The organism is Gimesia aquarii, from assembly GCF_007748175.1.
GTDB lineage: Bacteria > Planctomycetota > Planctomycetia > Planctomycetales > Planctomycetaceae > Gimesia > Gimesia aquarii_A.
The window spans coordinates 6,600,670-6,614,072 of sequence record NZ_CP037422.1 but is presented as its reverse complement, the minus strand read 5'-3'; the positions used below and the strand labels follow the sequence as shown (position 1 = coordinate 6,614,072).

The window sequence follows — 13,403 nt, the reverse complement described above, 5'->3', positions numbered from 1 at the left end:
TTTTTCACTGAAAATTAACTTTCATCTCTAACGAAATCTATTTTTTCATGTCCTCTAAAGTTTCTAGTTTCAACCGTTCAATTTTTAATTTCATGACGGGACGATTTCCAATAAAGACATCTAATTCGCTTGGGAAATCTTGTCCATTGAGAGTTTGAAATTGCTCAAAACGAATTGTACAAACTTCTGAATTTTCTGTGAGATAAAAGTCAAAGCCTCGCAGAGAAAGGTCTGATTTACTGAAGTACCAGCGGGAAATGGCACCTGTTAGTGTGCCGACCAACACATCAACCATTTCATTTTTTCCGTCAAGGGGTTCACTACCCAAGTAATAAAAGTCGGTGAAGCGCTTCGTCTGACCGGATAGTAATAACCGGAAGTGATGTAAAGCTGCCAACAGGCCACCAGTTCCAGGTGGTTCATCCACTAGGATTCCGGACTCCAGTGATTGCAGGAACACCTCATCGCCAATTTCAAAGCCCACGCCTTTATCAGCTAACGTGAGTGTAAATTCATCGCCATCAATCTGTTTGCCGGTCAGAGTCCAAGTTCCTTTACGGTCAGAAAAATCACTACGATCCGTTAAGGTTTGTAATAATCGGTCTTGGTGTTGTTGATTAAAGTAATAATTTGCAAACCCGGTTTTAGGAACGTAGAGATGTTTATATTTCTCTGGAGGTGGTGTCACAGTTGGTTTTGCATGTGGATTAGGAATCCGAGGAGCTTTTTTGTCTTCAGGTGTGGGGGCCTTATCAGGAATCACTTTTTTTTGTCCTGCTTGTTCCTGTAGTTCCGAAGCGCTATGCAAATTTTGAAGGCGCACATAGATTTTCGTCTTTTTCTCATCCCGTCGATAGACAAGCGGCAAAGTCCAGCCTGCAGGATAGATTCCTAAGATATTTTTAAATTGGTTGACACTACGCATAGGGCGGCCTGCAAAAGATACAATCTCATCACCCAACTGCAGACCTTTTCGATAAACGTCTGATTCTTCCAGAATCTCAGAAACATCAATCGTAGAGTCAGCACCCGTGGAAACAGTTGCTCCCAAAGCGGCATGGTCTACGATGCGACCACTCTTGAGATGATCCCAGAAATGTTTGATCTGATTAATAGAAATGGCGTATCCCGCACCTGAATTAACTCGTCCTCGTTTTTCAAATGAGCCGCGTCCATTAATTCCGATTAATTCACCACGCGCGTTAAACAGAGGTCCTCCCGAGTTTCCTGGATTGATTGATGAATCAACTTGAATACAATCTGTATATTCTAAAAATGTGCCAGCGGGATATTGATATCGATGTACTCCACTGACAATTCCATAGGTAATTGTCGGTTGAAAATCAGTTGCCAATAAAAATGGGTTTCCCATGGCATAAGCCCAGTCCCCAACTTTGACCGTATCACTATTTCCCAATTTTGCTATGGGAAAGTCATTACGCCCGAGTAACCTGATCATTGCGACATCACCAGTGGGATCAATACTCACAATAACAGCATCATAGAGTTTGCCATCGTTGAGACCACACTTCATGAAGTTACCAGCTCCGGAAACAACGTGAAAGTTTGTCAGAGCATATCCATCTGGAGTAACGAGCACGCCCGAACCTCCTCCTTGTCCAGATCCACCAAAGATGGCAACGACTGAAGGAGAGACTGCTTTAATGACATCAATACGCTGTTTTTGCGCTGCCAAGACTGCTGGATCGACAACTGCTGACTGTGAAGAAGCAGGCAGCAACAAAATCAACAGAATGCTAGTTACTATCTGAGTACAGACGAATTTTCTCTGCATCTAATTTCCTTTATACTTCAAAAAGTAAGGTAAGCAGCATTATATCGCTAACTTGCCTGGTACAGATCATTTAATGAAGCGCGCATCGCATAAATCGAGATGATCACAAATTTCCAAGTTATCACCAAAATCAACTAAAATATCAAAATCACGCACCCCGCGAATGTCGAGATTCAACTCTACTGGGGGATCTGCACTGCGCACATTTCCGGAGTAAAGTATTCGGCCATCGCCTTTGATTTCGACATAGACAAATCCAATTCCGGGAACAGAATCATCAATACCCATGACAGCCCGAAAATTCCGATATTGATTTCTAATGCGATATTGCAGGAGTGTCTTTGAATGGATGTAAAGTCCGCGGGTATACTCTTTACCATCCAGACGAAGTGGGCCTCCATCACGATGTTTGTCTTTGCGATATTTCCAGATAGTGTCGAAGAAGGGGGTGTATTCTATATTACGTGGTTCCAGATCTGATAGGTAACATACTTTTCCTTGGCTGAAATCCAGATTCGCAATCGATTCTGTGACAAACTTAGTTTGAACGCCGTTTAGTAATGTTGCTTTAAATTCGTTATCGGCATATGTAATTGACGACGTCTGGATCAATCCATTATTCGTTAATCGGATCGTACAAAATGACGACGTTTCTGGAAGTGGTTCTCTCGCATAAATGATTCCAAAAACTCGCTTGCGATTGACGGCGACTTCATCATCTCCTGTAAAAAATTGAATTTTTTCATCTGTCACAGAACCGATCACACCATCAATAAAATCAAGTACGTTTTCCTTCTGAACGATGAGCAGATCTTTACTATTTTTGCCTCTCGCTAGCTTTTCCCAGGCTTCTCGAATATTTGAATTCAGTGGCTCAAAGCGAATTGAGGAGATATTCTTTGCTGGTAAGATTAATGTCCCAGTTAGCTCTCCACTTACTTTGGTCTGTCGTTCATTGCTTTGTAAAGACTGGACAGGAAATTTTGATCCATCAGTTAACCTGACTATAATTGGTGATTGCAGGCTGCGTTGAAAACGGTTTTTGGGAAATCGAATGTTGAGTACACCTGAAAGTGAAATCTCTTTTGCTGTTTCTCCCTGTTTCAGATTGATGGTGGATTTGCTCAATGACTGTAGATTTCCTGATACAGAATCTCCATTTAAAGAAGTCAATTCGACTTCAGGTGAAACGGCAAGCAGTATTGACATTGAAGCTACAAGCAGAGAATGCATGAAAACCTCTTTTTAAAACTCACTATTATACAAGTTGAAATCTGTTAGCGTTAAAATGTTTAATTGCTTGAACTTGCTTTTCGAGTTGCTAATTTCTTGAAATATTTTTCAATTGCCTTGCGGTAGTGTGAGGGGAAATTGCGGTTAATAATGTTCTTGGCGGAAGCTTGTTTCTTAGGAGGAAGCTGTCCCCAGCCACCGTTGTTTGATAACTTTTTTTTGTCGATCTCTCCAGGGGCGGTCTGCCCTTTCACACGGCTTTCATTTGAGCCTGAACTGGGTGATCTGGACTGACCTGCGCCTGATGAGGAAGAGGATGCACTTTTTGCCTGATCTTCCATTTGTTTTATGAGTTTATCCAGAGAGGCAATAATATCGTCTTCAACTTTTTGAACTTTTTCTCCTGAGTTTCCTAATTCAAGTCTGCGTTCAACATCACTCATTTTTCGCGAGATTTCATCCAAACTTTCTTCTTTAAGGTCTGCCAGATCTGCCTGCATGAGTGTGGCAACCTGTGTATATCTTTGAGGAACGTTTTCTGTATGGTTTAGAAGTAATTTCAAAGACTTCTCACATTCTTCTTTCTGCAACAAATGGTGCTCACAAACAGCTTTGAAAAACAAATAACCCGCGGGATCTATTACAAGCTTCGGATTGATGGAATTGAACATGTCCAGAGCTTGATCAATCATTCGAAATTGTGTTAGATTCCTTGCGACGTAATAACGAATATTTGACAGGTAAAACGATTCTGCCTGACCTTCGACCAATAATGGATGGCTGGAAAGTTGAGGGAGTCGGTCTGAAATTTGGTATGCCTGGATTAGTTGTTTCGATTCCAGATTCATTTCAGAAAAAACCTGTATTGCCAGCTCCAGCTTTTCTTCACTCGAAAGTGGAGACTCCAGCTTTGTTAATAAGCCTGCAACATTCTTTAACTGGTCTGGTTTTTTTACTTTTTGCTCCGCAGCCCAATTCTGTAAATGCATTTTGATTTCAGAGGTAGTGGGGGCTGCATGTAATTCGGGATTGATTTCTGGTGTTTTCTTAGGTTTTTCTTTCGCTGGTAGAGAGACAGAGGTTATCAATACAAAAACCAAAGCGACTAGTGATACTACCCGCAGATTAAGATTGGATGCTTGTTGTTTCTGGAGAAATTGATATGAATCGATCATGTTAATCTTTGGCCTTCAAATTATTTATTCTTGCCTGTTGCCAGAATATAAGTAGCATTTTGTATTCGGGTTTGGCGATCGGATAACTGCTGCAGTTGCTCAAGAATTTCTGCCTGGTTTGCGTCTTTTTCCAAAGCCATTTTTTCAATCCTGCGAGTACGCTTGTTGACACGAAGCTGTAAAGAACGCAGCATTTTAATTTCTGCCAACAGTTCCACCAGAGATTTGTCTTTGGGAGAGCCTTGCTGTTGTTGCTGCTGCTGTTGTTTTTGCTCTTCAGACTTTTCCATTTCTTTCTGAAGTGCTTCAATCATTTCTTCCAACGAACTGATAATATCCTTTTCAATTTCCTGAGTCAGTTCTCCGACCTGCGTTCGATTTAAACGGTATGCAACAGTTTGAACGTCTTCCCTTACTTCTGATAAGGCTTCACTGAATGCAACGGATGATCCTTCATCTCTTAATAGCAACATTGCCTTCTCCACTTCTAAGCCGATTACATTTTCTTCGCGTGCCAGTTGGACGGCTCTAGCTGTATGGCGACTGTTCCGTTCATTTTCAGGGACCTGCCCGATAGAGAGCGTACCAGAATAAATGCGTTTCTGTTGTGCCAGAATCTTTTGCAGTCTGGCTTCCATTGCGGCCAACAAAAGCTCTCGCTCCTCTTCACGGAGCTGACGTAGCATTTCCTCCAGTTTTTCTTTTGCTTCTGCTAATTTACGAATCGCATCATCCTGATGTTGTGATGCTGCTTCTTTTTGTTTTTTTTCCAGTTCCTCAATCGCTTTTTCCATCTCTTGTCGAGCTTGTTCTATTTGCTCTCGGCCTGGAGTCTGTTTCTCTTGTTGACTTTGAGACTGCTGATTTTTTCCTTGCTGCGATTGGCTTTCTTGTCCCTGCTGTTGTTGAGACTTTGATTGCTTTCCTTGTTGAGATTGTTGCTGTTGTGATGAACTCTGCTTCTTAGGTGTTGACTTTCCTTGTTGAGAAGAATTCCCTTTCGATTTTGACTTTTGAGAATTTTTAGAGTCGGAGCTTGATTTACCATTCTGGGATTTTTGCTGTTCTTCACTCTTTTGTGACTGCTTATTTCGTTGATCATTTTCGGATTTTTGTGAACGGTTTTTTTCTGTGTCTTGCTTATCGATTTTTTCAATCAACTTCTGAGCGTTGTTTGCAGTTTTTTTCTGTTTCTTTTTTAAATCAGCTTGTTTACCACCACGTTCCGTTGCAGCTCTGACATCTTTTTCCTGTCCTAACAGGCGATTGACATCTTTTAAAAGGTCCTGAATACGCTTCTTCTCTTTTTCCACTTCGCTCATTCTGTCTTCACTTTGAAGGAGCGCTAGTAATGCTTGCATGTTTTTGACAAGATTTTCCTGCCGTTCTACAGCATCACCTAATTGACCATTTTGCAACATCTGTAGAACTTGTTGCATTTCCACTGTCATTTGTTTTTGTTTACTTTGACCAAACGCACGAAAAAGAAGATCAGCCCGGGCAGGGTCTGTCTTTTTCATATATTCGCCTAGATCGTGCAGGGTTGTTTCAAATCGTTTAAACTGTTGAGAGATCGCCTCTTGTTTATCCGAGAGTTTCTGATCTTGGCCGCTTGAATTACTGGCATTTGCTTGCGGATTCTTATCCTGAGCAATGCACAAATTCGGAGTGACGATACTCATAACGAGAGCCATTAGTACAACGGCGATCTGAGGACGATTCAACATGCGGGTTCTCCCGTCAAAATTCTCATAATAATTTCAGAGCTGATAAGGGAGGATAAATGTAAAATTGCTGATCCTTTAAAGAACTCATACGTAAATTCCCTGTTATTATTATATCAAGTGATTGTCTTTGGCCGAAGCGTGTTTTTTTGTACATTTTTCTGGCTTGGGTAATCGCTCAGACCTTCAATCTATTATTTAGCTTAATCTCTAGAGTTTTAGTCCAATCCTAGCCCTTTGAGACGATCTAAAAGTTTGTTTTTGCGAAACTTTTTTGTGTCTTCTGTCAGTTCTTTCTCCTTTTCGATCAGATTCTTCAGCATCTCAATGGCTTCATGGAACTCCAACAAGTCCTGCATTTCATTCAGAACGTTCTGCATACGGACCAACATGGCGTCCAAAAGCTCAATACTTGTCTGAATTTCTTGCAACGGACTATCTTCTTTTTCGATTGCGAGGCGAAATAGTCCTAATTGCTGATCAACGTCAGGGAAATCCTGTAGGTGGATGATGGTAAGAGGCTCAAGAATTTTATCATCTATGCGACCCAGAATTTGTGTGGTTGCAACACCATTGTTAACTAGCTCTGCTCGAATATCATGAAATGACTCGACAACCGAAGCGGTCTCAGTCGCATTTTTTCGAGTCCCATACAGAGAGCGATCAGCAGAAGTAGCAACCGCATTACTGATTTCTACAAGTGTTGCTTGCCATCCGGGGTCTGATTGTCCTTGTTTTTGTTTTTCTTTGATTGTTTGAGAGTGTTGTAGTTGTTCGATTCGTTGACTTAGATCATCGCGCGTTTGCCTTACTTCTTTATAGATTTGCTCAAATCGCTTTCGTAGGTTTAATTCTTTAGAGTAAAGGAGGGAAAGTAGCTCTTCATCAGTAACAATTTCAAAGTGATAGATTTCTCCATGAGTTTGATGTGGTCCACTTAGGTTATCGGCGTCTTTGGCTTTAACAGTAAGACTCAATTTTTGTCCGACTTTTAAGTCAAGTGGTAATACTTCAAACCGCTCCCAGCGATTTTTTTCGCTTCTTTGCAGGGTAAATTCTTTTGGTCTTCCTGTTGGCTTCTTACGGAAAGGACGCGGCCTGAAGTCTTTTTCCTGATCGACGAGAAAATCAAAATGAGCAGACTGAATTCCATAATCATCAGTAATGACCCCCTCCAACGGAATCATTGCTTTACGGGTAACCGACTTACCGATTCCTGTTAGTTGTGTGTCTACTTTGGGGGCCTGATCAACGATGCCATTGATACTTAGTCGAATTGGTTCTGTTACCAGTAAACCATCTTCGTCTTCCAAATAGATACGAATGGGTTGATCTGCTAGCAGAGGAATATTTTTCGGAATCGAGTTTGTTTTCAAAGAAGGGGTTTCGTGTTTCACTTCAGTAGTTAAAGCAAACGGAATTCGAAAATGGAGTCCATTGGTGTCTATCATCTGAGCAACGTGTGATCGATTGAGTTCGATCTGATTTATCACTGTTCCGTCTGAGTTTTTCCATGCCAGAAAATTACTGGGTTCAGTAGTCGAATCTTTTGTTTTTCGTTCTAACTGGAGCTTCAATTGGTCAGTTTCAAATGAGTACCGAGTGATCGGTTTATTGGCGGTCGAAATCATATTAAATTTTGTATTAATCGGCAGAGCGATTTGTGTTCCCTGAACATTTTGCATGTCTGCGAGTGGCTTACCAGTATCAGAATCAACCTGGTTTAATCCTGTGTATTTGGGGTAATAACAATCCAATTGAATCTGATCGAGAACAGGAGTTTCAACAACTTCAACAACGTAGGGCTCAGGGTTTGTAAAGTCGTTTCCGGAGACCCAGACCTGAATCCCATCCAATAAATCAGTAATGGTATGTTTAAATCGACCTTCACCCATGCGCGACATTACGGTTCGTCCACCCCCACGACCGTTCTGCATGCGGTACGTCAACTGCACACGTTCGGGGGCTTTGGTGCTGTCAACGGTCTCTACCAACAGTGTCAGGTCATTACCAAGACCATGTTTATACGAAAGATCCTGGAACTCTTTGATTCGATCACCGGGTTGAGCAATCACTTTCACAATGAGACCAGTCTCACGATTCCAGTAATCGCTTTGCAGTTCGAGATACCCCTTAGCCCAACGAGCCATGGCAGGTTGGTTAATGACCGCCAGGCTAAGAATCGAAATAAATAACGCAAAGGCCCCGAAAACAGCGCGCCTTAACGGGCGTTTATCAAATACATCTTCCAATGGAAGTTGCTGGCTGCCTTGCGCAACTTCTTTCACTGTTCTTGCCAACATCGCTTGCGTTAAAGCGTTTTGTGGTCTGTTGTCTTCATTCAATTCGATCGCTGTAGCCAATCGATCATTTAGTTCCGGAAAACGTTTTTCCAATACCAGAGCCAATGCTTTTCGTTTCATTCTTTTCATGAGCCGCAAGAAGATGAAGCTGCCAGACAGAACGAGGATCGCAGTCAGTGAAATGAGAATGTAGGAAGCACGAAACCAGATGGGTAGTTCAAGATGGCTGAGTTGAAAGTAAACCCAATCGACAATAAAGCTGAACCAAAAGATGAGACCAATGACTGCCAGCAGTCTGGCGGTTCCTTCAAGCAGAATGTATCTACGTATTTTCTTATTTAACCTGTTCAACAGGTTTGTGATTTCATGGGGTATTGATGAATTAGACGGTTCGTTCATTCTTTTACTTAACGCTGACGTGATTGAGTTAAACTAAATTTCTTTTATAACGAGTATTATTTATGACAATTTAAATAGCTTTCTAGTAAGCCACTCTGTTGCCAAAAGTCCGGTTAACAGAAAGAAAACCCATTGTTGATCCCAGAGGGTTTTCAGGCGTTCGTCTACTAAAAACTCTTCCCCTAGATCAGGTAAGAGTGCCGGAATCTGTGCTGCTTCGCCAATAGCAAGATAAGTGCCGCCCGTATCGAGGGACAATTCTTTGAGTCCTTTTATATTCTGGCTCAGAGATTCATCTTCCAGCCGGGGCAATAAAACTGAGAGGTTTCCTTCAACAGTTTGTCCTTTCGAATTGGGAACGATGATTTTGAAGCGATATTTCCCTGCAAGACTCGCGCGGAAACTGGTAAAATACTCTCCCGGTCGGTTTCGATCATGCATTAATAATAAGTTAGGAACTAAAAGTCTTCCGCGTGGATCTGTAACTTCCATCGGTACAGACTCCTGAATCAAAGGTTTAAATTCAGGATTAAGTAATCTCGCACGCACAGAAACGGTTTGACCAAGTAAGTATTCGTCTCGTTCTAAAACTAATGTGCCTCGTTTGGTACCTCTTTTGGTACGCCCTTGCCCGATATTTCGGATAAGCTTCGTCCAGAAACGATCATAGTAATCTTCTTCAATCGATCGTAGACGCCAAAGTTCCGGGCTACCCAGATAAAAGCAACGACCTTCGCCGTAATATTGGGATGCCATCAATATTGGGAAACCGAATTCAGTCTGTGTTTTGGGGTCAGGGAAATAGGCATAGACGGTAGCGGCAGCTTTGGCACCATTAGAAGGATAGCACCGGTACATACCAGGGAAATTTTCCCATAACTGTTTAGACGTCGCCGGATCATCGGTCAACATGAGAAAACCGATATCCAGGCCTGCTTGAGTCCACTCAATTCTGCGGATTTGAGTCGCTTCTTCATCAAGGTAATCACGCACAAACGAATTGATTGCTACGGGATATAGGTCGAGAATTGGTTCGAATCGTTCGATATCCCGGGCAAGCTTAGGTGTGTATACATCGCCAGCAACCAGAGCAATTCCCCCGCCTCCGGTTGCAACCCATTCATTCAATGTTTGCATCTGTTCTTGTGAAAGCAGTTCCCAATTCACATCGAAGGCAAGTATCACGTCATACTCAAACAATGCAGTTCGTTCTGGGAATTCAAATAACATCTGGTCCGCATCCTGAGAGACACCAGGAGACGCTGTTTGTAACCAGACATCTGACTTGATAGAAGGATGTCGAAAGAGCATCGTGCGTGCAAAACGGTAGTCACGCATTGGCCCGCCGGCTATGATCAGCACTTTTGTTGGACGACTGAAAACATTGACTGTATGTTCCAGCTCATTGTCCATTGTATTGGCATCTTGTACCAGTTGATTTCCCCGCACTCGAATCACATAACTGATTTCGCCTTCTTCACTGGGGATGCGTTCAAATTTCACATCAAGAGGAAGCCCTTCTTCTGTGGGCAGGAGAATATCGCGCGACTCGACGACTGTGGGCTGTGCTTCTCCCTCTAGTTTTTTCAATAATTCAATTGTAATGTTTTTGCCCGGCATTCCGACTGCTTGCAGGAGCGCAGTGATTTCGAAACTGTCACCAAATTGCACATCTGTGGGAGCAATAATTTTTGAGACTTGTACATTCGCTGGTTTCGTGGGACTCCCGACGCCGAATGTGATCAGGCGAACCTTTGACTCCTTTGCTGTTTCATTAGCACTAAGTAAATCAGTACCTGCGTTCGAAGCACCATCTGTGGCAATAATGATCCCAGAAAGAGTAGACCCATTGATTTCTCGAATTAACTGTCCCAGTAATTCTCCCAATCTTGTCTCTAGTCCTTGAGGTTGTAAGAGGCTGTTCCAATCGATTTGGGATATCGTTTTAGTTTCGGCATTTTCGTTATTGGCTATTTTTGTAGCTTGCTCTCTTTGAAAGACATGATGTGGCCCAGTTAATTTTTGATCGAATGTGTAAACGCTGACTTGATGCTTCTTTTGCAGGTCTGTAATTAATGGTGATTCAGCCAGTAGTTTTTCCACAGCCTGCATACGACTGGAAACCATGCGATTCGCGGGAGAGCTTGAATTCAGGGGCACATTTTGATTCGGATGCCGCATCGAGAGAGAAGTATCAATCAATACCGCTACTCGAGATGGACGAAATGACATTTTCTGAGTTCGTTCATGTGGATTGAACACGATGATCATCAAAGCAAGTAATACGCTGAGTCTTAATCCAATTAACCAGCAACGCCATGGAAGAGAGAGCTGGAAGGAGTCTTTCCAGGAAGTCCGGAAAGAGAGAATCAAAACAAAAATCAGGCCAGAAAGTAGCAGCATCCACCCCCAGCCTGATTCGGGCGTATCATACTCGATCGAACGAAACGCAGTTGTTTCGTCTACGGCCAAGATCAATGAATCAGAAATGAGAGAAAAAAAACTCATGCAACAGCACTCACTACTTTAGGGTGATAGCTTAACCTATAGGCCAATAGCTGTTCACAAATTAGTAAAAGAAACAGGAGTATTAAAATAGTATTCGTAATTTCCCGGCCTGCTTCTTGTCCTTGAATCCATTGGAACTCTCCCGGTTCCTGAATTTGGATTTGTGGATTATTTCCAAGCTGCTTGATTAAGTCATCCGAAGCTGTCAACTCCAGATTACTTTCTGTCACTGGGAAGTTATACGCGTACATTTTTTGTTCAACTGTTTGATCTTGTCGTTTCAATTGAACGGAATAGACGCCGGGTTGATCTGTTTCTCGGTAAGTGGTTATTAACTGTAACAAACCATTCTGTGCCGCATCTGTGATTTGTTTAGGAGATGCTATGAGCCTGATGGTTCTTTCGCCCTCGGAAGTGGGTGTTTGGATTTGAATCTCATCAGAGTACAACGAGGCGTCGAGAGAAAATGCAATCGGATCGCCAACAATTTGTGCTTGTTCGTGGGATTGAGATTGGACCAGGTATTTTTGCAGTTCCAATTGAAACACAATATAGCTCGGGTTGAGTGCCCAGGAGTTCCAGGGTTCGCCTTCATTCGAAAGTAAGGGACCTGCTGATGTTAGACAAGTGATAATTCGCCCTTTACCAAACCGATGTTCAATGATAAATGGTTCTTGATTTCTAAGCGTGGCGATCACATTAACGCCTGATACATTTTGTGATTTTGTTTGCAGCCATCTCTGTGAAAGAGGGAAATATTTTGAAATTGTGACTGCTTCAATGAGTGGATTGTCCTGACCTGCAAATACGGAAAAGAGAGGGTGATCACTGACTTGCATATCCACAGTGGAATTGGTTTCTCGCGCCGGTAACTCTCGAGGCGATGGTTCTAGCGGGGCAGGAAAGAGTCCGTTCCCATTTTTATATAGCTTATCGTTATAAAAGGCTGGCTGGATTGAAGGGCCAACGAACCAGATTAAGCCTCCACCCGTTGAGACAAACTCTTCTAAAGGGGTGATCGCATCGAGTGGAAGTTCGGCAACATTCAGCAGATAAATGTTTTTAAATTGATCTAAGGCATGTCTGCGAAGGTAGTCTACGCTTTCAACAGACGGCGCAAAACCAGTGGTCGCCATATCGGGAGCAATCGCCGTTTGAATATACATCCACTCGTTACCTGAGGGATTACCATCGATGATTAATACGGGATTTGAAGGTTTGACATTAATGGCCAGAAATCGTTCATTATCGCCGGCAAGTACATCATTTGTCAGACTGACATTGACTTGATGTAAATGGGGCTTATTAAAAACAACGTCAAAGTCTTGGGAGATCTCACTTCCCGCTTCTATTTTATCAAAGACAATACTCATCGGTAGCTTATTATTATCAACAAATGCGGCAACACGCACATCCTCAACGACCTGATCGCCAAAATTTTTAATGCTGACTTTTAAGCGCAGAGGAATATCAACGGCAGCCATTTCGGTTGCGCCAGAAAGCTCAGTAATTGCCAGATTCGGTTGAGAATCCGGAACCGTTTTAATCAAGTTTATTGCGATATCATCATTACTTAAATCTTCGATGGTGGAGGCAATGCCCTTTTTATCCTGCCAGTCTGACTTTCTGAAGTCAGAAATCAAATGGAGGGTTTGGATCACAGCACGGTCTTCATTGAGCAATTCCGTAGCCGCCTCTAAACCTTGATTCAGATCGAGGCTCTGGTGTGAACAATTAAGATTAGTCAGCTTTGCGTCCAATTCATTGATGAGTTCTTCATTAATGTCTCTTTGTAAAAAAAGCGGTGCATTGGCACGAGAGAGCACGATCAGAGACAATTTTTCTGTATCTGGGCGATTTGTTCCTTCTGCTACTATTTTACGGATCACCTGTAGGCCTTCGTTAAAGGCAGTCTGCTCTCCCCAGACATTTTGCATGGATCCACTATCATCCAGTAAGATCACGTGATGTGATTTCGCACCTCGAAACATCGATAATTGATTAGGATCGAGAATCAGTCGCGCAATCAATAATAACAGGCAGATAATCAGCAGAATTCGTAGCAACAAGAGCAGTAATTGTTCGAGCAATACTCGCCTTTGATTCGTCTGCTGGCTTTGCAACAGAAATTCCATTGCTGCAAATTGAACACGTTTGTATTGAAAGCGATTAATTAAATGAATGATAATAGGCGCAGCAACCATCAACGCACCGGCGTAGACCAGCGTGGAATTCACAAAATGTTGTGTTAACCATGTTTCCATAA

General features: G+C 42.4%; 7 protein-coding genes. All 7 read right to left on the bottom strand.

Annotation, left to right across the window (positions count from 1 at the left end; translation table 11 throughout):
• Positions 1-37: 37 nt before the first annotated feature.
• The 7 genes from V202x_RS24980 to V202x_RS24950 all read right to left on the bottom strand — a co-directional run bounded on the left by V202x_RS24980 (position 38) and on the right by V202x_RS24950 (position 13,401).
• A complete protein-coding gene (locus V202x_RS24980; RefSeq protein ID WP_145179516.1) occupies positions 38-1,795 on the bottom strand; it encodes a S1C family serine protease in 1,758 nt (585 codons plus the stop codon).
• Between the two features lie 66 nt (positions 1,796-1,861).
• On the bottom strand, positions 1,862-3,028 hold the full coding sequence (locus V202x_RS24975; protein WP_145179515.1) for an NPCBM/NEW2 domain-containing protein: 1,167 nt from the start codon (positions 3,026-3,028) through the stop codon (positions 1,862-1,864).
• 59 nt (positions 3,029-3,087) lie between these two features.
• Entirely contained in the window at positions 3,088-4,203 is a 1,116-nt protein-coding gene (locus V202x_RS24970) for a hypothetical protein (RefSeq protein WP_145179514.1), read from the bottom strand.
• Between the two features lie 20 nt (positions 4,204-4,223).
• Positions 4,224-5,930: a hypothetical protein gene (locus tag V202x_RS24965; RefSeq protein ID WP_145179513.1), complete on the bottom strand. Its 1,707-nt coding sequence runs from the start codon at positions 5,928-5,930 to the stop codon at positions 4,224-4,226.
• Positions 5,931-6,145: 215 nt separating this feature from the next.
• On the bottom strand, positions 6,146-8,629 hold the full coding sequence (locus V202x_RS24960; protein ID WP_145179512.1) for a hypothetical protein: 2,484 nt from the start codon (positions 8,627-8,629) through the stop codon (positions 6,146-6,148).
• Between the two features lie 60 nt (positions 8,630-8,689).
• Positions 8,690-11,137 (bottom strand): vWA domain-containing protein, encoded by a 2,448-nt coding sequence (locus V202x_RS24955; protein WP_145179511.1) that lies wholly within the window; start codon positions 11,135-11,137, stop codon positions 8,690-8,692.
• Positions 11,134-13,401, bottom strand: coding sequence for a BatA domain-containing protein (locus V202x_RS24950; RefSeq protein ID WP_145179510.1), 2,268 nt, complete (start codon positions 13,399-13,401; stop codon positions 11,134-11,136). Before V202x_RS24950 ends, V202x_RS24955 begins: the two co-directional genes overlap by 4 nt.
• Between the last annotated feature and the right edge of the window lie 2 nt (positions 13,402-13,403).